Consider the following 25212-nt stretch of genomic DNA (forward strand, 5'->3'; position numbering starts at 1 on the left):
TTCCGCAGAAGCGTCCGTAACCCAAGCCAACCCTGAATCAGTGTGAAGGCCTCTCATTGTAGTGGGCCGGGTGGAAATCGAAAATGGTCGCCCCATCCTGCTTTTGCGCGATCCCGATACAATCACGGCCATGTCAAAGAACAAAAGTAAAAAGCAGCCCACCTTGACCGAGGCTGGCGCAAAAAAAGCGGCCGGTAAGAAGTCAGGGAAGGGAAAAAGCAAAAACGCGAAAAAGAACCAACCGAACATCACGCCGGTCGCTGAAAACCGCAAAGCGAAGTTCCGCTACGAGATTCTCGACAGCGTCGAGTGCGGCATGATGCTGATGGGCAGCGAAGTCAAATCCATGCGAGAAGGCAAACTTTCCCTCGATGAAGCGCACATTCGGGCCACCAACGGGGAACTGTGGTTGGTCGGTTCCGACATCGCTCACTACAACAACGCGGGAATGTGGAACCACGATCCACGCCGTCCTCGCAAGCTGCTGGTGCACGCCAAAGAATTCGAGAAGTTCGCAGGGCGGGCTTTTGAACGGGGACTGACCCTGATCCCGCTGCGGGTGTATTTCAACGAACGAGGGTTGGCGAAATGTGTGATGGGGTTGGTCAAAGGGAAAAAAATTCACGACAAACGCGAAACCATCAAGAAACGTGAGACCGACCGTGGGCTGCAAAGAGCCATGCGGCGCAAGTAATCTGTGCCATGCGGCGCAAGTAATCTGAGCCATGCGGCGTAAGTGACCCGAGCCAAATTGAATCAGCCGAACGGCATTCATCGCGGCTCTCTCTCCAAAATCGTGCGCGGCCTGTGGCTCACGAAGCACCTAACCCCCAATCATTCCAGCGACATGCTAGCGATTGAAAATCTGATCAAACGATTCGATCAACCTGGTGGAGGCGAACTGACGGTGCTGGATGTGCCCCAGTTCAACATCGCAGTCGGCGAACAAGTCGCCTTGATCGGTCAAAGCGGTGGCGGCAAAACCACATTGTTGCACCTCATTGCAGGGATGCTGTCAGCGACATCCGGTTCGATCCGCATCAACAACTTGGAACTCACTCGCCTCAGCGAACAGGGCCGCGATCGATTTCGGGCGGGAACGATTGGGTACGTCTTTCAAACGTTCAATCTTTTGCCTGCGTTTTCGGCACTGGAAAACGTCAAGCTGGGCATGTCGTTCGGAAGCGGCAGCGTCGATGCGGCCCGCGCGTCAGACTTGCTGGATCGAGTCGGCCTTTCGGATCGAGCGAACTATCGTCCGAATCAATTGTCGGTGGGGCAACAGCAGCGAGTCGCGATCGCGCGAGCTCTCGCCGGTCGTCCCAAACTGTTGTTGGCCGATGAGCCCACCGCGAATGTGGACCCGGCCAGTGCCGACACGGTGTTGAACTTGATCATCAATTCGTGTCGTGACGAGGAGATCTCCTTGTTGATGGTCACGCACAGCATGGATGTGGCCCAGCGTTTTCAGCGAGTTGACAAACTCGAAGACATCAACCGAGCCTTTTCACCCTTGGGGGCCGGATCATGAGCCTGTTGTTCATCGCTTGGCGAAACTTTCGTTACCGTGCTTTGTCAAGTTTCTTGACCACGTTGTCGCTGACATTGGGCGTCGGATTGGTGGTTCTGGTGATGTCGGTTTACGGCATCATCAGCGAAGCCTTCGTTCGCAACGCGTCAGTGGGATACAACCTGGTCGTGGGTCCCAAAGGCAGCACGCTGCAGTTGACGCTCAACGCAGTCTATTACCTCAGCCAACCAATCGAGAACCTTCCCTACACCGAGTACATGGAGTTTTACCCGAAAGAGAAGCGTGCCGAGATGGTTCGCACTTTCGGTGGTGATCCGGCACTTGGGGAACGGGATGGGGTCTACGCTGGATTCATGACCGATGGCTATGCGATCCCGCTCGCACTGGGGGATTACTTCGGTGAATTTCGAGTCGTCGGCACCACGCCTGACTTCTTTGAATTGCTGAATCACGGCCCCGATGCCGACCAGCCCTTCACGTTTGAGGAGGGACGCAACTTTGAATTTCACAATGAAGAGAACAGCTACTTCGAATGCGTGCTGGGTTCCCGCGTTGCCGCTCAAATGGGAATGCGTGTCGGCGATGTGATGAACCCGACGCACGGCGATCCGGAAGGCAAAGGCCATGGGCAGGGGTTCCAGATTGTCGGGGTGTTGGATCCCACTGGAACGCCGAATGACCGCGCCGCGTTTGTCAACTTGGAAGGCTTTTACCTGCTGGAAGGGCATGCCAAACCGATTCCAGAGGACGCCGTGATTGTGCTTCCCGAGTCCGCTGCAACGGCGGGGCCAGACGAACCGTTGTTGTTGACGATTCCTGAACGGGAAGTCACGTCGATCTTGGTTCGCAATGGGAACCTGATGATGGCACCGATGCTTCAAAACCGAATCAAGGAAAGCGTGCGAGCGGAAGCAGCGACACCGATCGGTGAAATCAACAAACTGATGACGATGATTGTTGGTCCGCTGATGCAAGCCTTGCTGGCCATCACGTTGATCACTTGCGTGGTTGCTGCGGTGGGAGTTTTGGTGGCGATCTACAATTCAATGAACGACCGCAAACGAGACATCGCGGTGATGCGTGCCCTGGGGGCTCGCCGAGGCAGTGTGACGTGGATCATTCTGTTTGAAAGTTTGATCATCGCCCTCGTCGGTGGCATCGCCGGTTGGGTGCTGGCTCACCTGGGGATTCTCGCGGCCAGTCCGTTGATCGAGGCCCGCACCGGTGTCCAGGTCGGGTTCTTCTCAATGAGCACGTATGAGCTTTACCTGTTGCCGTTGGTGATTGGATTGAGTTTGTTGGCTGGCATCGTTCCCGCCGCATCCGCCTACCGCACCGACGTGGGCACCAATCTATCGGCCTAACCCGTCGCCCATTGACTCCGTTCGATCGGGGCAGCCGTTGTCGTGAACATGGTGAGTGGTGACGGGCTCGATGCCGGTGTCGCCGGACTGCACCGTTGGGCGGATTCGGTCGGGCACAATCGACTGGTTCGCGAATGGTAAACTGGACGGTCCTACCTCCCACCTTGAGAATGGACCACCATGAATTGCCGTCCCGCCCGCCGTGTCACTTGCTCCCTGTTCCTCGCGTCGATCACGGCGTTTTCCGTTGGCACATTTGCGTTGTTGCCGTTCGCCCTTGCCGCTGAACCGGCAGGAGATGGCGTTGCCGACGACACCGCTGCGATTCAGCGATGGATTGACGCCGAACGCGACGTGCAACTTCCGGCGGGAACGTACCGAATCACGCGTCCACTTCGGATTGATCTGAAGAGCACTGGTGCGACTGGATTTCGAGGCGAGGGGCGTAGCCGGATCGTGATGACGGGCCCCGGGCCAGCGATCCAGGTCATTGGGACTCATGCGGGAACCGCAGATCCTTCGACCGTATCAGACGAGGTTTGGAATCAGCAGAACGCCGTAATCATTTCCGACTTGGAGATTGTTGGTGAGCATCCCGAGGCTGACGGCGTCGAACTGTCGGGAACGATGCAGCCCACGCTTCACAACCTGACGATTCGAAAGTCGCGACATGCGATTCACTTGGTGGATCGCAATCGCAACGTGATCGTCAGTGATTGCCATCTCTACGAGAACTCCGGCGTTGGACTGTTTCTGGATGCGGTCAACCTGCATCAAATCAACGTCACGGGAAGTCACATCAGCTACAACGCCGGTGGTGGAATTGCTTCGCACGGTGGCAACGTTCGCAACTTGCACATCACCGGTTGCGACATCGAAGGCAACATGGGTTCCGCCGAGGCCGCTTCTTCCGCAAATGTTTGGTTGACCAGCGGGTCGGGATCAATCGGAGAAGTGGCGATCACCGGTTGCACGATCCAGCACACCCATCAAGGCAAAGACTCTGCCAACATTCGGATCGATTTGCACAGCCAGCAAGTCAACGGCACGGAGGAACGTCGGCATGGCAACATCACGATCAGCGGCAACATCCTCTCGGACACTCAAGTCAACGTTCACTTGCGGCACCTGCGAAGTGCGACGGTCACCGGCAATACCATTTGGAAGGGATTCCAAAGCAACGTGGTGCTGGAAAATTGCGAAGCGGTGACGTTGGCTTCCAACGCCATGGACCGGAACCCTCGCTACCACCTGGGGCGACACGCCGTTGCCAAACATGGTGTTCAACTGACCGATTGCCGTGACTGCGTTCTTTCCGCCAATGTGATCCGAGGTGTCAACGATCGTCCCGCGGTGTTGGAACTCACTCGATGTCGCGGCATCCTGGTTCAAGGCGGATTGTTTTCAGACGACTCGCTGCCAGCGATTTTGGCGGTGGAATGCTCGGACTGCATGATCCGAAACAACATCGTCCGCGGCAGCGATTCCCCGATTCAATTGCGAGACTGTGAAGGGATGCAAACCGACTGATTCGTCGACGGACTTCTGGTGGGGCTCCGTCCGGGGCCTGTTTTCAGGACAAATCCTCCCCGAAACGATCTGTTTCGCAAAATTCCTCGGAATTTGCGGCAGGTTGTTCCCGTGACTCAAATAGGTAGTCATGTCCCCATCCCAAGACCCGCCGCAACCATTGACCGAGAGCGACTTCATGCGTCTCTTCGTCAAGCATGAACTCGCTTTGCGAGCGTTTGCGAGATCGATGCTCCCTCATTGGAACGCGGTCGATGACGCGATCCAAGAAGCCAGTGTCACGATGTGGCAAAAGTTCTCTCAGTTAGATGGTGAGGACGGATTTCTTCCCTGGGCGAAGGTCATCTTGCGTTTCAAATGCCTCAGTGCTGTCACTGGATTGCGACGTGACGGACGGTTGCTCAGCGATGAAGTGTTGAAACAAATCGCGGACGAAGCAGAGGCCATCGAGACCGAGCGAGTGGCGGAGATCCGTTCGGCACTGCAAGAGTGCCTGACCAAGTTTCCTCCGCCACACCAAGAATTGTTGATGGCACCGTATCAAAGCGGCGGCGAAGTCACGCGGCTTGCGGAAAGCGGCGGCAAAACCGTCAACGCGTTTTACAAGCTGCTCGGGCGACTCCGTCAAAAGCTTGCCGATTGCGTTCAGCAACGTTTGCAAATGGAGGCGAACTGACATGGACCCTTCTCAGTTGATTCAGCAATACCTGTTGGGAACGCTTTCGGATTCACAAGTGGCTGATCTGGAACAGCAGCTCGCGAGCGACTTGAATTTGCGGAAAGAGTTTGCCATCGCCGCGGCCACGGATGCGGGGCTGCGTGATCTGGCCCTTCAGCGTTCGATGGAACCGCCGGTCGTTCGAAGTTCAACCACCAATCGAAACATTTGGTTGGTGGGTTGGTGTGCGATGGCCGCCTCGTTGTTGCTCGCCTTTTTGTTCACGACCGGTTCGCAAACGCCCACTCCCATTGCAACACTCAGCACCAGTGAAAACGCGGCATGGGAAAGTTCGTTGCCCACCACGGTCGGATCCAAGTTGGTCGCCGGCAACATGAAGTTGATGGCGGGCATTGCGACCGTTGAGTTTGAGTCGGGAGCCAAGATCACGTTCGAGGCCCCTGCCCACTTTGAATTGTTGGATGCCATGCGAGTTCGAATGGTTGACGGGGCGGCCGTGATTGATGTCCCTGAATCCGCACATGGATTCGTCGTGGAAACACCTGGCGGATTCGCGATCGATCACGGGACTCAGTTTGCCGTGTCGGTGCAAGAGTCGTCGCAGACATCGGACTTCGAAGTGCTGCAAGGCGAGATTTCGGTTCACCATCCCACCAGTGGGAAAGAGGTCCACTTGTTCGACAAGCAATTTGCTTCGCTCTCAGACAACGCGTTGTCGATGCAATCTGCGACCTCGCCCGAACAAGAATACGACCAATCCAACGCGGATCGCCCTCGTGTGATTCGGGTCGGAACGGAAGGGCGATCCGACTATGTCATTCGCAACAATCGCCGCGGCAAGTGGATTCATCCAGAGATGCTGATGGTCAAACGAGCGGACAGTCGCAAATGGGACATGCGAGCGATGTTTTCGATGAGCATCGATTCGGTTGACTTGAACTCCGTCTCAACCGCAAGGCTGCGTCTGAACCAAGTCCCCAGCGGCAAGGGGTTCGCTTCGCGATTGCCAAAACTCAACACCTTCGCGATCTATGGTGTGACCCATCGATCCAAAGAGACTTGGGACGACGACCCGAGTTGGGAAGACGCCCCCGATATCACCGATGGCATTTTGCTTGGCAAATTTGACATTCCTCGCAGTCAACAAACGGGAACGTTTGGCATCCAGTCCGATGCGTTGCTGCAGTTCCTGCGAAACGACAATGACGGACGGGTGACCTTTGTTCTGGTACGTGAATCGGGCTTGGTCGAAGGCACCGACCGTGGTTTGGTCCACGCGTTTGCGAACGATGCCCACCCCGAGGTCTCCGGCCCGCTTCTGGAGTTCACTTTGGACTGATCGATTGAGTCTACCTCCCCGCGTCCCCACCATTCTCTGGTGTCTCCTCCACCTTCACCGCCTGAGATTCATCCTCATGGTCTTTCATCGTCTTTCACTCGCTCTGCTGTTTCCCGTTGTTTGCCAAGCAGCATTTGCGGAAGAACTTCCCAGCACCGAGATGCCAAGTCGTCACGCGGAGTTGCTTGAAAACCACTGCTTGGATTGTCACGACAGTGCGACCAAGGAAGCCAACATTGACCTCGAATCGCTTTCGATGAACGTGGCCGAGGACATGGCGACCGCGGAATTGTGGTCGAAGGTGCTGGGGGCTCTGAACTCGGGCGAGATGCCACCGGAAGATTCGGAGCCTCTTCGTGACGCGGACAAACTCGCGTTTTTAGAAGACTTGTCTCAGAAAATGGTGACCGCACGACTGCTACTGAGCGATTCGGGCGGCGACATCATGATGCGTCGTCTGAATCGCCGCGAATATGCGAACACGATGCAAGCATTGTTGGGCGTGCGTCCGGATGTGACCACGCTGCCGGACGACCAAGCCACGGCTGGGTTCGACACCGCAGGAGCCTCGCTGTTTTTGTCGAGCGACCAAATCGAACAGTATCACTCGACGGCGATTGCGAATTTGCAGTTGCTGCTTTCGCCTCGAAAGAGTCCGGAGTCCAAAACGGTTCGCATCCAACCCGAGGAGTACTACACGCCGCACTACACCGAGGCGGCCGAGCAAATGCGAGACATCGGCAAACGTGCCAATGCATTCTTGTCCCAATCAGAGAAACCTGCGTCTGAGTTTGGGTTGTTGGATGCCTACCAAGCCAAGAAGCAGAAGGTCCAGGAGTGGTTGCCATTGATGGAAGACTACATGGCTCGACCGGAGACCCAAACGGGGATCACGTTGATCATGACGATCAAACAAGGCGGGTACACGAAAGTCAAACTGCCGACGCAGCATCCCGACGCGGATGGCAAGTACCACGTGCGAGTTCGCGCGGCGATGTACCCCGACGCCGATGAACGGCATCACTACTTGGAATTCAGCTCCGGCTTTGGAACCGGGCGCAAGTTGCTGGGGTGGCGGAAGGTCTCCGCTCCAATGGACGATCCACAAATCATTGACTTTGAGTTCACGCATGAACCGGGAGCCAAGCAACAAGTTTGGATTCACCAACGATCTCATCAAGATCGCGGCGACAAGAACCTCGCCACGCTGCACATGCGAGAAAACGGAATCGGAACCCCGCCTGGGATTTGGATTGATTGGGTCGAACTGAACGGTCCTTTGCCTTCGGATCAAACCAAGGCCATCCAGGCTGCTCGTGATTCGATTCTGTTTGAGCACCCGAGTGACATGGAGGAATCCGAATACGCTTCCGAGGTGATCCGGCGTTTCGCCAGCCGAGCGTTTCGTGGTTCACCACCTGCTGAAGAATACCTGCGGCGTTTGAGTCAGCACTATCAAACGGCCCGCGACCAGGGCCAATCAGTCACCGAGGCGTTGGTCTCACCACTGTCGATTGTGATGGCTTCCCCGAGTTTTCTTTATCAAGTCGAAGAATCGGCTTCCGGACAAGATCGTGACTTGTCGCCCAAGGAGTTGGCGGTGCGGTTGTCGTACTTCTTGTGGTCAGCTCCTCCGGATGAGGAACTGATGGCCCTGTCGGAATCGGGCGAACTGTCAGATCCTTCGATTTTGGCTGCTCAAACGGAACGAATGCTTCGAGATCCACGCAGCAAGGCTTTCATCGAGGGGTTCGTTCATCAGTGGCTGCAGATGGAACGATTGGACATGTTCCAGTTCAACGGAGCGGACTTCCCCAACTTTGACAACGCCGTTCGCGAGAACGCTCGGCAGGAGATTTTCGAAACGTTCGCTTACTTGCTGGAGAGTGAGCTGCCTCTCGAAAACTTACTGAAGGCTGACTTTGTTGTCATCAACGATTTGTTGGCGGGGTACTACGGAATCGAAGGCGTGGAGGGGCACGAGTTTCGCAAGGTCGCGGTTCCGGACGGATCGTTGCGAGGGGGCTTGTTGGGCACAGCAGCAGTGTTGGCGATGGGCTCCGATGGCCAGCGATCGTCGCCGGTCGAACGTGGTGCTTGGGTGCTGCGTCACTTGCTGAACGATCCACCGCCGCCGGCACCACCCAACGTTCCTCAACTGAGTCGATTGGCGGGGGAAACCTTGCCCGCACGCGAATTGGCACGAGCTCACCAGGAGCAACCTCAGTGCGCCAATTGTCATCACAAGATCGATCCGATCGGGTTTGGACTCGAGAATTTTGACGCGGCCGGTCAATGGCGAGATCAAGAGGTGATTGGACTTGGGAAACGTCGATACGGGCGTTGGCAGGAAGACGTCCGATTCGAGATTGATCCCGCTGGGAAGGTTCCGAACGGAAAACAGTTTTCAAACTTCTTGGAACTCCGTGACGCAGTCGCGGAATACGACGATGAATTCGCTCGCGGATTCACGGAGGCTTTGATCGCGTACGGTCTCGGTCGTCCTTTCGGATTCACCGATCAAGAGCTTGCCATCCAGATCAGCTTGCAGGCAAAGCAACACCATCATTCGATTGTCCAATTCATTCACGCACTGATTCAGTCACCGGCGTTTCAAACTCGTTGAGCAGTGAAACTGGCTTCCAGCTCGTCCCTCGATCCTTCGCAACAATGACAGGCAGGATGTCTGTCGCATTTCTCGTCCCCATCAAGGCAACTCCCATGAGAACAATTCGTCCTTCCCGTCGTGGGTTTCTTCGCAGCAGCAGTGCCTTGGTTGCATTGCCCATGCTGGAGTCGTTTGGTTTCAAGCGATTCGCGAGCGCCGCAACGACGGCGATGGCTCCTTCCAAACGCATGGTGTTTTTGGGAATGGGGTTCGGTGTCACCGCGGACCGTTGGTACCCCGACATCAACACGGTGGGCGAGAGCTACGAATTGCCCAAGATCCTTCGGCCGCTGGCCAAGCACCAGAACGACATCACGATCATTCAGAATCTGATGCACCAATATTCCGCTGACGGACACTCTGGCAGCACGTTCTGGTTGACCGGCGCGAACCGTTATGCGATTCCCGGGCAGAGTTTTCACAACACCGTTTCGGTCGATCAAGTTGCCGCCGAAGTCCTTGGGCAGCAAACTCGATTCACGTCGATCCAGCTTTCTGCTCAGGGTGCCGCCACGGACGGTCATGGTCCCGGCGGATCACTGGCTTGGAATCGCTCTGGCAAACCGATCGCAGGGTTGGACACGCCGGTGGCTGCTTTCCACCGTTTGTTCTCCGTCGACAGAACCCCACTTGAAGTTCAACAGCAACGATTGCAGGAACAACGAAGCGTGCTCGACACGGTGCTTTCGGACGCCAAGTCGATCAATCGGAAACTCAATGCTTCTGACAATGCGAAACTCGATGAATACTTCCAGTCCATCCGAGAGATTGAGGTTCGATTGTCCAAAGAAGAGAAATGGTTGGGGGTCGAGAAGAAGCGGCCTCAACAAGTGGTTCCCGAACCGGGGGAATCACTCGAGGGCGTGGAAGAGATTCGGATGATGTACGACATCATGGTCGCAGCCATGCAAGTCGATGCCACTCGGGTCTTCACCTACCGGATGCCGGTCAATTCGATGATCGCCAGCCTCGGTGCGACGATGAGTGCGCACAGCATGAGCCACTATTCCGAGGGCGAACGTCGCACCGTTTCGCAGAATCGTGACACCGCCCACGCGCGGTTGTTGGCGGAGTTCATGGACAAACTGAAAGCCAGCACGGAACCAGATGGTTCCACCCTCTTTGACAACGTCGCCATCTCGATGGGAACGAACCTCAGTTCGGTGCACACGTTGAAAAATTGCCCCACCTTGATCGCCGGTGGTGGAGCTGGATTCCGCCATGGTCGTCACCTTGTGATGGACGACCCCAAAACGCCGTTGTGCAATCTTTGGCTCAGCACCTTGCGGGGCGCCGGCATTCAGTCGAATTCCTTCGGTGATTCGACGGGGATCATCGAGGATCTGTTTTGATGCTTGAATCGGAGTGAATTCGAAAAGAGTTTCTGATTCGCTGCACTGTCTCCACTTCCTGCGCTGAAAGTACCTGGTCCTGCCATGACATGTCCTACCCTGTTCTCCTTGCCGATTGTTATTCGCTTGTCGGCTGTCATGACGCTGGCGCTGATGCCGGGGGTGACCCGCGGGGAAGCGGCGGAGCGTCCCAACATTGTCTTGATGATGTGTGACGACATGGGTTGGGGCGACACGGGGTTCAACGGGAATGCGATCATTCAAACTCCCGAACTGGATGCTTTGGCCAGAGAGGGGACGGTGCTCGATCACTTCTACTCCGTCGGTCCCGTTTGCTCGCCAACCAGGGCCGCGTTCTTGACGGGACGGCACTACTTTCGAATGGGCGTTTGGTCGGCCAATCAAGGTCACCTCCCCGAGCAAGAATTCACCTTGGCAAGAATGTTGAAGTCAAACGGTTACATGACCGGGCACTTTGGCAAATGGCACCTGGGGACACTCAGTCGAACAATCTCTGCGAAAGGGAAGCGGCGGCGTCCGGATCTTCATTACGCACCGCCTTGGGAACGCGATTACGACGCTTCTTTTGTGACGGAGTCGGCGGTGTGCACCTGGGATCCCGGCATCGGCAGACGTGCACGCAACAACCCCTACTACGAAAACGGTGTTCCAACGGACGAGAACGTTTTGGGGTGCGATTCCCGGGTGCTGATGGATCGAGCGGTGCCGTTCATCGAACAGGCGGTGGCCCGCGAACAACCGTTTCTCAGTGTGATTTGGTTCCACGCCCCGCACGAAGACATCCAAGCTGGACCGGAGTACTTGGCCCGCTACGAAGGGCACGGCGAGGCGGCCCACTACTATGGATGCATCACCGCCGTGGACGACCAAATTGGGCGACTACGACGGAAACTCGATCAGCTTGGTGTCGCCGACAACACGCTGCTCTTCTTTTGCAGTGACAACGGACCGGAAGGTCAGACGCCCAAAGATCGATCCAAAACGCGACGTGCGGGCAGTGCAGGCGATTTCTCGGGACGCAAACGAAGCGTGCTCGATGGTGGCGTTCGAGTTCCCGCGTTGGTCCATTGGGCTGGCAAAGTCCCTGCTGGCGTCCGACTCGATGTCCCGCTGTCGGTCATGGATTTGCTTCCCACCGTGGCAGCAATCACGGGGACTGAGCCGCTCCCAAATCGTTGGCTCGATGGTGAAAATGTCCTTCCCATTTGGAAAGGCGAACAATCGAAGCGAGAGAAGTCGATTCCGTTTCGCTACGGAGAGTTCGCCTGCCTGGTCCGAGGCAAACACAAGCTGATCATCGAGTCAGCCAGCGACACTTCACACGACCGATTGTTTGATCTCAGCAACGATGTCACCGAATCAAAGAACCTCGCCGACCAGCATCCAGAACGGGTCAGATCGATGCGGAAGGAGCTGCTTGAGTTTTTGGAGTCTGCGAAATCCAGCCATGCGGGCGAGGACTATGACGGTGATCACACCAAACCGGTGGAACGATGGCGTTCACTTTCGAAAGCCGAGTCGTCTTCTTTGCAATCTCACACGAACTTTGTGCGTTGAATCTGAACGCGTCCGATGTCGAAAAAGCGGCTCCCGGTCCTTCGAGGGCTAGTCGAATCGCGGACCGGGAACCTTGCCGGCATTGGAACGTCCTCCACCGACTGTTGCGATGAGACCACCATGGTGAATGCAATCACCCCGGTGGCTCAGCGTTCTTTTTGATTCAGTCGTGGTCGTGCCCTTCGTGACCCTCTGCGTCGTGGTCGTGTCCCTCATGATCATGTCCCTCGTGATCATGATCGTGCGAGATCTTTCCGGTGTAAGACTTGCCGCTGATCTCCAACGTCACCGCACCTTCGGCACCCTGTTCCATCCACGCTGCCATCTCAGGGTTGGCGACGCTGAACGAGGACGACTTGCCCTCAGTGGTTTGTGCGGCCGGCAGCGAGAACGTTTTCACGATGTCATCGTGCTTCAAGCTGACGGTCAGTTCGGCCGCTTCGATGGCAACCGTTTCGGTCGCAGCACCGTTGAGCACGTTCAGCGTGACAGTTTGGTCGTCGTGAAGCATCTCCAAGTGGAACGCTTCCTTGCCGAGTTCAATCAGTTCTCCACCGTGAGGGCCATGTTCGGGGTGACCATGTCCTTCAGGCGGCATTCCCTCCATCACCACCGTGTCGGTGCTGGGGTTTGTCGCCGCACCCGAGGGCGACTTGGGGCCACAGCCAACCAGGAAAACACACGCCAATGCCACCAAATTCCATGCAAACTTCATTTCAACTCCGAGATTTGAGGGGATAACAATCACTTCGAGGATTCTTTTCCATCGATTCAGGACGTCGTCGATCGATCGAAGGGTTCTTTCAATTCAATGGTTTTCGTTCAAGAAAGGGTTGCTGGTTTCGGCGCTCGAGGCATCCACCATTTGCTTCCCAGCGCCACGTCCAATGGCCCAGAACAATGCCGGCCGCACGAAAAACTCGGCCAGGGTGCTGCTGAGCAATCCACCGACGATCACCGTCGCGATGGGGTACAGGATTTCTTTTCCCGGTTCTCCTGCGGCAAGTGCCAACGGCAGCAACCCAATGCCTGATGTCAGGGCCGTCATCAACACCGGTGCCATGCGTTCTTGTCCTGCACGGACCACCATCTGATGCGTCCATGATTCGCCTTCGTGACGAACCAAGTGCAAGTAGTGGTTGAGCAACAGGATGCCATTTCGACTGGCAATACCGCACAGTGATATGAAGCCCACCATCGCGGCAACCGTCAGATTTTGGTCGGTCAGCACGAGTGCCGCCACGGCACCGACAAACGCGGTCGGAAGTGCGACCAGGACTTGCATGGCGAAATTGATGTTTCCAAACAACGTGTAGAGAACCAGGAACATTCCCAACAACGCCACGCCGGACAGAATCATCAATCGACGCGTTGCCGATTGTTGGCTCTCGAATTGGCCGCCGTATTCCAAGTAGTACCCCGGTTCGAGTTCCAGCTCTTCCAGACGGGATTGGATGTCGTTGACCACGTCCACCACGCCTCGGTCGGACACGTTGGCTTGCAACACAATTCGGCGTCGAACCTTTTCTCGCTTGATCATGTTGGGACCATCGCTGCGATAGATGTCTGCCAACTCATCCAGTGGAAGTGTGCCGCCGTTGGGCAAGGGAACTGGCAGTCGCTTCAGTTTCTCGATGTTCTCTCGGTAGGGTTCGTCCATGCGAAGCATCAAGTCAAACGTCCGTTGACCGAGCACGACTTGGCTAACAACTTGCCCATTCATCGCCGTTTCAACCAGTTCCATCACATTGGCAGGGCGCAGCCCATTCTGCGTCAGAGCGGGTTGATTCACGTCGATCCGCAGCTGGGGAATGTTCGTCTGTTGCTCGATCATCACGTCCGCCAAACCCGGCACACCTGCGATGCGTTGCTTCATTTCTTCCGCCTTGTTTCGCAACACATCCAAGTCATCGCCGTACAGTTTGATGCCAATCTGCGCCTTCACCCCAGAGATCATGTGACTGATCAGGTGAGCGAGTGGCTGTTCGGTGCTCGAAACGACTCCCGGAAATTCTTCCATGGTTTCGCGAATGGCTTCGATGGTTTGTTCCCGATCCGCTCCGTCGGCGATCTCCAAGAACATTTCCGTGACGTTGACTCCTTCCGCGTGTTCGTCCAGTTCGGCACGTCCAGTGCGGCGAGCCACTGACTTCACGGAGTCGAGCTTCATCAATTGCTCTTGAATCGTTTCACCGATCTGGTTGCTGGTCGCCAACGACGTCCCTGGTGCCAACAGAGCGTTGACCTGCACCGCACCTTCGTTGAAAGGCGGCAGGAAATCACGCTCCAGTCGCGACAAGGCGATGCCGGCGAAGACGACCAGCACCGCGGTCGCGGCCAGCACGGGGACTGCGAATTGCGTGCTGAAACGAATTGCCAATCCCGCGATTCCTTTCAGTCCTTCCAACAACCGTCCCTCTTCCGCGTCCTCGCCACCAAGCATCCATTCAGAGACCTGGATCAAGATCCAAAACACGGGCGTCAACAGAAGCGTCCAAGCAAGTTGGTTTCCAGGAAGTCGCCAATCTTCGACGAACCAATGTGAGAATCGCGGCAAGATCCAGGTGACGGTCAGCCCAGCGATTCCGAATGCCAACAAGGGAACCACCAACTGCCAGTTCCGTTTTCCCACCATCAGCAACGACGCCAACACAGGAGTCACGGTCAGCGAAACGCCGAGCGAAGCAATCAGAGAGACCACATACCCCATCGCGAGCGGCACAAACAGTTTGCCTTCCATTCCTTCAAGGGCGAACAAGGGGATGAAGACGAGCACCACAATCGCAGTGCCGTAAACAACACTGCTTCGCACCTCGACACTCGCGTCGTAGACGACTCGCAGATTAGGTCGAGGGGTATCGGAATGACGGTTCTCTTTCAGCCGCCGAAAGATGTTTTCGACATCCACGATCGCGTCGTCGACCAACTCGCCGATCGCGACTGCCAATCCACCCAACGTCATTGTGTTGATCGACAATCCAAACGCTGCGAACACGCAGGCGGTGGAAATGATGGACAAAGGGATTGCGGTGAGCGTGATGAATGTGGTGCGAAAGTTCAACAGGAACAGAAACAAAATCACCAGCACCAACACGCCACCATCTGCCAAGGCCTCGACCACATTGTCGATGGCTCGATCGATGAACGAGCGTTGGGAATAGACGTTGGCGATTCGGATGTCATCCGGAAGCGATCCCCGGAGTTCCTCCAGTGCTTCCACGATCGCTTGATCCACCTTGCGAGTGTCACTGCCGGGTTGCTTGTTGATGGTCAGCACGACGGCGGGACCACCTTCGACGTTGCCGTTTTCATCACGCACAAAGGCGGACGAATCACCTCGCTTGACTTGAGTTCCCTCGACCACGCGAGCGACATCCGCCAAGGTCACCGGCCGTCCCGAACGCATTGTGATCGCGATCTGTTTCAGTTCCTCCAAGCTGGTGATGCGTCCCAGCCCTCGAACCAGCAACTCGTTGGCTCCTTGGTCATCCAAGTAACCTCCCGTCGCGTTCAAGTTGGACTCTTTGACCGCTGTGTGAACTTCTTCAATCGTCAGGCCAAACTGAATCAACTTGTCGGGGTCGATCAGCACTTGATACTGCATTCGACCGCCGCCCATGGTGAACACCTGCGACACACCCGGCACCGTCAATAACCGCTGGCGGACAACCCAATCGGCCAAAGTCCGCACTTCCATCGGTTCGGTTTCGCCACCTTCGCTCCACATCCCGTACATCAGGATTTGGCCCATGATCGATGAAATGGGGGCCAGGGTTGGCTTCACGCCATCAGGCAATTGTTCGGACGCCAGTTGCAAGCGTTCGTTGACGATTTGCCGATCATTGTAAATGTCGGTGTTCCAGTCGAACTCCACATAGATCACCGACAATCCAATGCCACTGCTGCTGCGGACCGCTTCCACCCCACTGGCTCCATTGAAGGCGGTCTCCAATGGAAAGGTGATCAAGGTTTCCACTTCCTCGGGTGCCATCCCATGGGCCTCGGTGATCACCACCACGCGAGGGCGATTCAAATTGGGAAAGACATCGATTGGAAGTTGGGTGGCTTGCCAAGTCCCAACGCCCAGCATGATCGCCGCGACCACCAGGATCAGCAGGCGGTTCCGCAACGAGAATTGAATGATCTTGTCTAACATCGTGGTCACAAGTTGAAATGAATGGGGTGGCTTGGTGGGCAGCAACCTGCGAGCGACATTCGCACTCTTTCTTGGCTGGCCCCCAAAAGAATCTCAGAACGATCGTCGACGGATCGAGATCAGTGGTTGTGGCCGGCGTGCGGGTCAATTGCACCACCACCACGATTCTTCATTTCCATTTGCAACTGGTGAGCACCACGCACCGCGATCTGTTGCCCAGGCCAGATCTGCCCATCGTTTCGGATCGCCACGTGGACGCTGTCGCGAGCCACAATCTCCACTGCGACGCGATCAAAGTGATCGCCGTTTTCGATGAACACAAACCGGTTCAACCCTTCTTCCGCAACCGCATCTTTGGGCACCACAATCGAGTTTTCGATTCGCGAGACAGGAAGGCGAAGCGTCAGTCTTTGCCCTGGTTTGAATCGCCAACTGACATAGCGCTTCTGATTTCGGACCTCGTCACGTTCAATTTCGTTTTCGAGACCGACATAGAACGCCAAGGACCGTGATTCCGTCTCGATCTTGTTGCCAATGTAAATCACATTCAGGCCACCAATCATTTCCACGTCGCCGTCCGGCCCGCTCATCGTGGCCTGGACTTCAGCGTGTGTGTCCGCTGCTTGTCGCAACAGTCGGGCATCACGTTGATAGGCCAGGCCTTCGATCAGCAGTTGGCTGAAGTCGGAAATTTGGGAGATCTGTTGGCCAGCGGTGACGGATTCACCCCGGCGCACGTCCAGTTCCGAAACAACAAATTCTGCATCAATGTGCGTGTGCCCGTGATCGTCCAGTGGCGGTGGTTGCATCGACGCCAGTCGGGCTTCGGGGTTGCCCGCCATCCGATTGGTCGCCTGGCTGAGTGCCTCGTGATGCAGCGAATTGTCTTCCTCGACCCATGGCGCCCGAACAATGACTTCGCGAATCAACGTGCGGTCTCGTTCGATCGTGGCAATCTGTTGTTCCGTCAATCCGTGCAGCAGCATCGATTGCTTTGCCGCACGGAGGCCCGCGAGCAACTTCTCGCGTTCGTATTCGCGAGCCAAACGCGTCTTGCCTGAAACGGCCCCTGAACTGGTGATCGCCGACAGGCGTTGGATTTCACGATCCTCGACATCCAGTTGTCCCAACTGCAGCAAGAAGTCCTCTTGGGTCTCGACCAAGTCTTGGTGCGTCAAACGCAGCCGAAACATCGGGGAGCCGCTTGCGATCAACTCACCTCGCGACACATGAATCGCGTTGATGACCCCCGTTAACGGCGAGGTGATTGAAATGTGGGTCTTGCCGGGCCACGGTGTCACCATGCCAGGCACTTCCACGTACTTGGTGTAGGGGCCAACGGTGACCGGTTCTGTTTGGAGCCGCAAGTTGGCTCGAGCCTGCGATGTCAGTTCCAGCGAGTTTGCCGCATCGTGGCCCGCATGGTCGTGACCGGCATGGTCATCGTGCCCGTCATCCACACTGGATGGCGATTGCGTTTGGGCGGTTGATGGACCATCGAAATCGGTGAGGAGATACAACCCGATCACGACTGCGATTGCGATGGCCAGCAATGAAAGAATGGAGGTGCGCAGCGACGCGAGCCACGGAATGGATGAGGTCATGACAGTGCACGGGAGCAAGTTGGACGACCGGATCGTCCTCGCAGACAGCGGTTCACGCTGGGCGAAGCGACAAGTGTCTCAATGCAATGGAGAAGTTGCGGTCTCTGTCCTCCCTCGCCACTGGGCGACTGAGGAAATCGAGCCAACACCCACCGGTCGCAAACGAGAACTCGTTCCGATCAAAAATGAAAATTGGGAATAAAAAAGAAGGCGAAAGGTTGATTGCAAACGGGAGATATCCCAGTTCACAAACCACCAATCGCAAGCTCCCAATTTCAAATCACCCAGGTGCACAACCAAGCACAGTGAGACCTGGAATCCATCGCTGTCCAACCGACATCGACAACTGTGACACGGTTCCAAGCAGCCGAGGAACGGTGGTTTGGATCCTCCGCTGGCGTGTCCAGAGAAGCAACCCAAGGCAGTTCGACGACGAATTGCACATCGTTCGAGCCCACAAAACTGCAACCAACGCCCCCGTGACAACCTGGGTGGTCGTGATCGCATGGGGCGGATTGGCAGAGGCATCCGTCAATGCAAGTTGTTTCACTCGCGTCGGATGTTTTCTGGCCTGCATCATGATGGTGCTGGCAACAATCCTGCGAGTTCCCCTCCCCGTGATCGTGTCCAGCGTGGACACTTAGCGAGTCAGCCTCCAAGTGGTCGTGTGAGCAACCTTCGTGATCGTGGCCACCACAGGCAACGACATGATGCATCGCACACCCGAAAAACAGGTGCAGCAGCAATGCCACGGCGGTGATGAGACGACAAAAGGCGGACACGGTTTCTCTGTGGATGGAAGGATGCAGCTATTATCGGTTGTTCGGATCACAAAGACCAGATCGAAGACAGCTCAGGAAGAAAATTCAACCAGTCTTTCCGAGGTTCGTTGGACGGAACCTCGCTGATGCCTTTCGAAGTTGCCCGCCGTCGCTTGAAGGCCGTTAGACAACAGAATCAATCGGGAATGCCAAACTCCGGGGCGGAGGCATTCCTTTTCAACGGTCCAAGGTCACCAACAACCCTTCGATCTCCGCGGCCGCTTGGCGTGCCTGGGCGGCCGCCTCCAAGACGCTCAAACGCGTGTTGAACAACGTCCGCTGGACGGTCAACAACTGCAGGTAGTCGGTTTCCCCGGCCTCAAATGCCCGTTGCGACAATTGGTAGGTTTCTTCGGAGATTGGCAACACGTTCGCGTTCAATCGGCGATAGCGTTGGAGCGCCACTTGGTATCGTCCAGCTGCGTTGGCCAATCGGCCTTCCAGGCTCCACTGGGTCCTCTCGATCGCGGCAGACGCTTCGGAAATGCTCGCCCGGGCACTGCGGATGTTGCCCTGATTGCGATTCCATAGTGGCAACGGAACGCTGACTCCGATCCGAGCGAAGGTATCATCCGACACGGCGTCGACCCCGACCCCGACGAGCCCCGTGATGTTGGGAGTGACTTGGGCGCAAGCCAGACGCAGCGACCATCGCGCTCGTTCCAACGCGGATCCAGCTGCCGAAATTTCGGGGCTGGTCGCGTTGATTTCTGACAGCAGCGAGTCCCATGGTGTTTCGATGAGTCCCTCGGCGATGTCGCCAACCAACGCTCCCTCCGGCAAGGCCGACAAACCGGTTGCAGCGGCCAACGCTTTGCGGCTGGCTCGCAACTGTGTCGCAGCGTTCTCAGCGGTGATGCGTGCTTGTTCCGTCTCAACGCGAGCCTGCAGCCAGGCGACCCGTGAAACTTCTTGAGCGTCCAGCAGATCTTTGACGCTGTTCAGCGACTTCTCCGCCAGGTCGACGATCTGGGACGCGATTTCTGCGCGACGTTGAGCCACCAGGGCACTCGCAAACGCGGTGCGAACGTTGGTGAGGACTCGCAACTCCGCCATTCGCAGTTCCGAGCGTCGCTTTTCAGCCTCGTGAGCCTGAACCTGTTGAGCGATCTCAAGTTTGTTTGCGGTCACGAACTGCTGGGACAATTGCACCGAGTGCAATCCCGATGACGATTCGTTGCCGATCTCATCGGATTGATATTGCAAAACCGGGTTGAAGGGCAGGCCCGCCTGGATGGCTTGGCCAGTCGAAAACGCCACCCTTGCTCGAGCTTCGGCAATTGCTGGGTGCGCCCCCAGCGCCATCGATTCAACGGACGAAAGAGTCAACTGGCCGAGTGGATTGGTGCCCGCCAACTGGGATTCACCAACGATTGGAGACGGCATGCTCGCAGGCGAGATTGGCTGCCCTTCTTCGACCTCTTGCAGGGAGGCATCCAGTTCCATCGCATCACGCAACGTTTGCGGTTCGACGACCAACGTGGAACCTGCGTCGCCGGTCAGCTTCAATTCTGGTGGCGCTTGCAAGGCGACCGGTTCTGGTGTGCTTTCACCAGCGAAATTGAGCTGGTCCCAACCGACCTGCTGAACGCGTTCTTTTGGCTCGACCTTCCCTGCCGTCTCTGGGGCGACGGACTCTTGGTACACAGGTTTTGCCCCTGCGAAAGAGCGACTGGGCGTCATTTCGCTGACGGTTTGGCAACCACTCGCGATTCCCAAACAGGCCAGCAACATCGCACTCTTTGCGTTTTGCATCCCGCTCCTGTGATTTGAATGCATTTGCATCGCGACACCTTTCCCATGATTCGACACTAGCCCATTGCGTTCATCGGTTTGACACGACTCGTGCATCACGCACGATCGCGATAACCCGAACGAATCCTCCCCTCCGAGGATCAGGCTGTAACGATTGTGCCGATCAAGAAAATTGGCATGGCACCGTCACACTGGTTCAACAGGGGCCACCACCGATACGCTGCGCAGTGAATTCAGGGCAAAACAGTGACTCACCAGGACTGCCTCCGCAATTCAGAAACAAGCCCTCGGACGCTCTCGAGGATGCCGTCTGCAAAGACGGACGCCAGGCTTGCAGTTCCGGTCGGCAGTGTTGCCAAGTTTTCTTCAAAGGTGGATTGTTCTGCCGGAGTCATCCGCCGATGACGTTCCCGGAATCTCGAGGCGTCTCGTCCTCGTACTGATGATTCATGCTGGAATTGCAGGAGGGCCAACTCGGCTGGGTCAAACCAAACCCAATCGCAATTTGGGCAGTGATCGAGATCGAAGGCCAGGGCCCCCGATTGCCGGTCTTTGTTCAGCGGTCGTCGACACTGCGGGCAACGAAGTTGGCTGACGCTTTCTCTCCAGTGCGTCGCCTCTTGTTGCAATTCCGAAGGTGGCTTTGCGTCTCGGCGACAAATGTCTTCGACGCGTCGCGACTGAACCAAGTACCCCATGCATTGCTTGCACTTGAAAACATTCAATCCTTCATATCTCGTTCGGACCAATGCTTCCGAGCAAGCCGGGCACTGCATCTGACTACCTCAACCATCGAAAGAAAGCAAACACCAGACACTCCATTCTACACAGGCAAGCACTCACTTGCTCTGCCCATTGGGGCTGGCTTGGAGTGCGCACCTGGCGGACGATTCTTTCTTGATCGTGTCGACTTCAGTCTTGGCCTATTTCAGCCCTTGTTCTCGGAGCCATTTGGCCGCTTCGGCTCGGCCGTTTTTCAATGGTTCAAGAGGATTGTTCTTGGCCCCGGCAAGACCCGTTTGGTACTGGAGTCCGCTCCCGGGATAAAAGTATCTTGGTGTGCCATGCACTGAGCCTCGAGGTTCTGTCGTTGCATAGTGAAGTGCGTTCTTCTCGGTCATGCCTCCGAAGAAGTCTTGCAGCACGTCCGCGACAAACGCCCCTTGGACCGTCTGATAGACCCGACCCTTTGCAGCGTAGCTTTTCCCTGGTGTGACTTCGGTCGCTGCATCCCATCGAACCTGGAAACGAGAATGCTTGCCACCTTGGCTCATTTCCGTGGCATCGCAACCCAGCGTCGAAACCGCGTGCAGGTCAGCTCCCAGGTCCACCAAATGTTTCAATAGTTTCAAATCACCGGCAGCTGCGGCAAAGTGTAGAAGCGTCTTTCCTCCACAGCGACTCTCCACGGTCAGTTTTCCGGTTCGCAGCCCCTCCAGGATCTCTGCTGAGTCCCCCAGAATCAATGACTCCACCTCGGTTGGGTACTGAATCGTTTGGCTGTTGTTTCGAAATTCGTAGTGAGGTTGAATCAACGCCAACTCTTGGACGCGAAGTCCAGAGGCCAACTGCCATTCAGTGAGGCCGTCGGTCTCGATTCGGCCCAGCACGTCCAGGCGATGCTCTCGGTCAATCAGCCGTGCCAGTTGCGGATGACCAGACGTCGCGATCAGGTGACCGACGGCGCAGTGCGTTCCCCACGGGTCGATGAAGACGGGGCGTCGACCGGCGACAAAGACGTTCTGTGGAAAGACGCCGGCCAGCATGTACTCGCGAAGTCGCTCGATGTTTCGCGCGCGTTCTTCGCTCTGTGATTCAGTGAGATCATCGACGTTTGCCGCCATGAGTTGGTCCAACACAAGTCGGAAGTGCGTCTGGATCAAAGCGACTTCATCATCGACGGATCTCAACGAGGCAAGCGCAGATTGATCAGGCATCCTTTCAGACCAATTCGGATTCACCTCCAAGAGCTGCGTTTGCAGTTCGCGGGTTGGCTTCCGCGTCTCGAACGGTTCGGTGGCATGCAGGGACACAGCAGCCAACAGGGCGGGAAGGACGGACGGGATTGCAAGTTTCAGCCATGGTGTGATCGGGGTATTCATCGCAGTTTCAACAGAAAAGGGGGCGAACGGGTGAAGCATTCCTCACCTCAGTTGCCCCTGCGAAATTCGCCACGTTTGCCCCTCATCGAAACCGAGACTTTCTTGCATTACCTGGAAACAATTCGAACGGTCATGCCACCGCGTCTTTGCTCATCCAGTTCCTCGGCGGAGGCGTCGTGGCAATGAACTGGCTGCGAGTCTATTGACTTACCGCGAATGGAAATTGGCGGCGGCGTGTTCAACTTGGGACCGATGAACGTCGCGTTCATTGGGAGGTTGGCAAAGTGGCAATCTCAAATCACTTGTTACGGGGGTCAAAGCCACACTGGCATTTTCTCCTGTCGATGAATTCTCGGATTGAACTTATTCTAGGACCAAGGCGGCCTGCCTTTTGCTTCGCCAGTGGACCACCGTTTCTGGACGCTGATTGCTGTGCTTGGTCGCGTCTTTGAGTCAAACGACATGGCGGATTTCGTTCGCTCTCATTCGATTCGACCACACCTTTGTTTCACCTCTTGCTGATTGCATCATGATTCTCCGTTGCCTGTTCGCTTTTCTGTTGTTGGCGTCATCCGTTTCCGCCGCGGATCCTTCCTTGGTTCCGCTGCCACTCAAAATGGAATCCCAACCAGGACCCCCATTGGTTCTTCCAAAGATCCTCACCGCAAAGATGCCTGAAGATGCTGGGTGGGCCAAGCATCTGACGATATTTGGGGAGCGTTTAAACTGGATGACGGCCGGGGATCATCAACTGCAATTTGCAGGCGGTGAACATGCTTTGTTGACATTCACCCATTCGGCGGACCTCTCGGAAGAAGCCTACTCGATCGCAGTCACGTCCAATCAGATTCAGGTGACAGCTTCGACCGTCAAGGGGCTGGCTCACGCGACCGCAACGTTGCTTCAGTTGGTCGGCAGCGACAATTTGAAGTCGATCCCGCAACTGCGGATCGAAGACTCGCCGCAACTCAGCTATCGAAATCTGATGATTGACATGGGGCGAAATCCCCACAGCGTCGAGCTCTTGAAAGAAACAATCGATTTGCTTTGGTTCTACAAAGTCGACTCGGTTCAATTGCACCTCACCGACGACCAGCGAATCGCGTTTCCTTCGACCGCGTTCCCAAAACTTTGGGACGGTGTGATTTCTTTGGAAGAGTTCCAGGACCTGGAACGCTACGCGGTGGAGCGTGGTGTCACAATCATTCCCGAGTTAGAAGTTCCTGGACACTCCGAACTGTTGCGCCGGGCCTATCCAGATGTTTTTGGAAAGACGGGAACGGATTTGACCCAGTCCGAAACGGCACTGGAAGGCATCAAGACGCTGCTGGATGAAATGATGGCTGTCTTTTCGTCCTCGCCGTACATTCACATCGGCGGGGATGAGGCATTTGGGGTGCCTGAGAATCTGCAACGCGACTTGATCAATGAACTGCACGCGTATTTGAAGTCCAAAGGGAAAGAGACTCTGGTGTGGGAAGGACCTCGTCCTGGAACCGGTGACAATCGAGTCCATCCGGAAGTCATCCATCTCAATTGGCGAACCATCAACTACCCGGCCGATGAAATGATCCGGGACGGACACCGCGTGATCAATGCGGCATGGGATCCCCTGTACCTGGTCGATCACTATCCGCGCACCAACTTCACGATGACGTCGCCTCAACACATTTATGAAACCATGTCGCTGACGACATTCAAACATGTGAATCCGGAAATCCGAACCTACGCCGATCCGGTCGAAGTCGCTCCCACGGACAAGCTGATTGGATTCTGCATGCCATGGTGGGAAGGCCGTGAAGAAAATTTCTCGCCGCAGACAATCCCACGTTTGATTCCATTTGCCGAAGTCGCGTGGAACCCGAGCCTTGAGCGAAATCACGACGACTTCGAGAGTCGGTCGTCGTTGACCGAGAAGGCAAGGACGGCAGCGTTCTACCCCGTTTCAATCGATGCCAAGAATTTGCTCGTCCCAGCGGACGGCGTCTTTGAACAATCGACACTGGTCTCGTTGGGGATGGCGGAAATGGAGAGTGGTTCGTCCTTGGATTTCGAGATTCATTACACGACGGATGGTACCGAACCGTCGCTGGACTCCGCCGTCTACGAGTCACCCTTGGAATTGACCAAGAGCGCCACGGTCCGCGCCACCGCCTTTTCGGGACGGGAGCGGGTTGGTCACGGGAGCCGACGCAACCTGATCAAAGTGAATGGTCAACCGAATCTCGCGTTGCACCAACCGGTCACCTCGAGTGCGACGTCTGGACCGCCCTTTTCCGTGGAGCGAATCACCGATGGAGGAACCGACAACCTTGGTTTCTACCTGGGTTACCCCGCGGATCCCGAACCAATCCAACTGACGATTGATTTGGGAGGTGTCCAAACGGTGAAACAGATCAACGTGTTTGCCTACAGCATTGCGGGATCGTTTGAGAAGTACAGCGTGGCGACGTCCACCGACGGAGTCGACTTCGAGGAGGTGGCGACGCGACTGGAGAAGCCCGAAGATCCAACGACTCCTGCCGAACATCGCTTCTCACCTCGCGAGGTTCGCTACGTTCAAATTCGATCGCATGGCAACAAAGGCTACGTGTTCAATTCGTTCTCGAAGATTATCGAAGTGCAAGTCTTCTGAGCTCATGGTTGCCAGGGACGACCTTCGAAGGGACCCGCGAGGAAATCGTCTCGGAGCAACTTCGATGTTCCCATGACAGTGGAAGGACGTGAACCCAC

General features: G+C 56.1%; 16 protein-coding genes. 11 read left to right on the plus strand and 5 right to left on the minus strand.

The annotated features are described in order from the left end of the window. Nucleotides 1-61 precede the first annotated feature (61 nt). From smpB to UH5x_RS06110, 9 genes are all read left to right on the plus strand, one after another. Nucleotides 62-694 carry an SsrA-binding protein SmpB gene (gene smpB, locus UH5x_RS06070; protein ID WP_047813911.1) on the plus strand — a complete coding sequence of 211 codons (633 nt, stop codon included), beginning with the start codon at nt 62-64 and terminating at the stop codon, nt 692-694. A gap of 153 nt (nt 695-847) precedes the next feature. Next, the gene (locus UH5x_RS06075; protein ID WP_047813910.1) at nt 848-1531 is read left to right on the plus strand and encodes an ABC transporter ATP-binding protein; all 684 of its coding nucleotides are present in this window, start codon (nt 848-850) and stop codon (nt 1529-1531) included. Continuing rightward, nucleotides 1528-2895 (plus strand): ABC transporter permease, encoded by a 1368-nt coding sequence (locus UH5x_RS06080; RefSeq protein WP_482635092.1) that lies wholly within the window; start codon nt 1528-1530, stop codon nt 2893-2895. The genes UH5x_RS06075 and UH5x_RS06080 overlap by 4 nt, the downstream gene beginning before the upstream one ends. Before the next feature lie 180 nt (nt 2896-3075). Next, the gene (locus UH5x_RS06085) at nt 3076-4425 is read left to right on the plus strand and encodes a right-handed parallel beta-helix repeat-containing protein (RefSeq protein ID WP_482635093.1); all 1350 of its coding nucleotides are present in this window, start codon (nt 3076-3078) and stop codon (nt 4423-4425) included. Between the two features lie 130 nt (nt 4426-4555). Continuing rightward, nucleotides 4556-5101, plus strand: a complete 546-nt coding sequence (locus UH5x_RS06090) for a sigma-70 family RNA polymerase sigma factor (RefSeq protein ID WP_047813907.1) — start codon at nt 4556-4558, stop codon at nt 5099-5101. A 1-nt stretch (nt 5102) separates the two neighbouring features. Next, on the plus strand, nt 5103-6443 hold the full coding sequence (locus UH5x_RS06095) for a FecR domain-containing protein (RefSeq protein ID WP_482635094.1): 1341 nt from the start codon (nt 5103-5105) through the stop codon (nt 6441-6443). A 76-nt stretch (nt 6444-6519) separates the two neighbouring features. After that, nucleotides 6520-9069: a DUF1592 domain-containing protein gene (locus UH5x_RS06100; RefSeq protein WP_482635095.1), complete on the plus strand. Its 2550-nt coding sequence runs from the start codon at nt 6520-6522 to the stop codon at nt 9067-9069. Between the two features lie 95 nt (nt 9070-9164). Then, nucleotides 9165-10463 carry a DUF1552 domain-containing protein gene (locus UH5x_RS06105; RefSeq protein ID WP_482635096.1) on the plus strand — a complete coding sequence of 433 codons (1299 nt, stop codon included), beginning with the start codon at nt 9165-9167 and terminating at the stop codon, nt 10461-10463. An 84-nt stretch (nt 10464-10547) separates the two neighbouring features. After that, entirely contained in the window at nt 10548-12041 is a 1494-nt protein-coding gene (locus UH5x_RS06110) for a sulfatase family protein (protein ID WP_482635097.1), read from the plus strand. A 163-nt stretch (nt 12042-12204) separates the two neighbouring features. Here UH5x_RS06110 and UH5x_RS06115 read toward each other — a convergent pair whose 3' ends face one another. The 3 genes from UH5x_RS06115 to UH5x_RS06125 form a co-directional block, all read right to left on the minus strand. Continuing rightward, entirely contained in the window at nt 12205-12756 is a 552-nt protein-coding gene (locus tag UH5x_RS06115; protein WP_482635098.1) for a hypothetical protein, read from the minus strand. A 93-nt stretch (nt 12757-12849) separates the two neighbouring features. Further along, nucleotides 12850-16197: an efflux RND transporter permease subunit gene (locus UH5x_RS06120; RefSeq protein ID WP_482635099.1), complete on the minus strand. Its 3348-nt coding sequence runs from the start codon at nt 16195-16197 to the stop codon at nt 12850-12852. Nucleotides 16198-16316: 119 nt separating this feature from the next. After that, nucleotides 16317-17801: an efflux RND transporter periplasmic adaptor subunit gene (locus UH5x_RS06125; RefSeq protein WP_482635100.1), complete on the minus strand. Its 1485-nt coding sequence runs from the start codon at nt 17799-17801 to the stop codon at nt 16317-16319. Between the two features lie 305 nt (nt 17802-18106). On the opposite strand from UH5x_RS06125, the gene UH5x_RS06130 reads away from it, so the two are divergent. Then, complete coding sequence (locus tag UH5x_RS06130; RefSeq protein WP_482635101.1) at nt 18107-18445, plus strand: hypothetical protein; 339 nt, start codon at nt 18107-18109, stop codon at nt 18443-18445. A 354-nt stretch (nt 18446-18799) separates the two neighbouring features. Here the strand turns inward: UH5x_RS06130 and UH5x_RS06135 are convergent, their stop codons facing one another. Then, on the minus strand, nt 18800-20377 hold the full coding sequence (locus UH5x_RS06135) for a TolC family protein (RefSeq protein WP_482635102.1): 1578 nt from the start codon (nt 20375-20377) through the stop codon (nt 18800-18802). A gap of 923 nt (nt 20378-21300) precedes the next feature. Continuing rightward, entirely contained in the window at nt 21301-22479 is a 1179-nt protein-coding gene (locus tag UH5x_RS06140; RefSeq protein ID WP_482635103.1) for an ankyrin repeat domain-containing protein, read from the minus strand. 529 nt (nt 22480-23008) lie between these two features. Between UH5x_RS06140 and UH5x_RS06145 the strand changes: the two genes are divergently transcribed. Continuing rightward, on the plus strand, nt 23009-25114 hold the full coding sequence (locus UH5x_RS06145; protein WP_482635104.1) for a family 20 glycosylhydrolase: 2106 nt from the start codon (nt 23009-23011) through the stop codon (nt 25112-25114). Nucleotides 25115-25212: the final 98 nt, after the last annotated feature.

The organism is Rhodopirellula sp. UH5 (assembly GCF_056839225.1).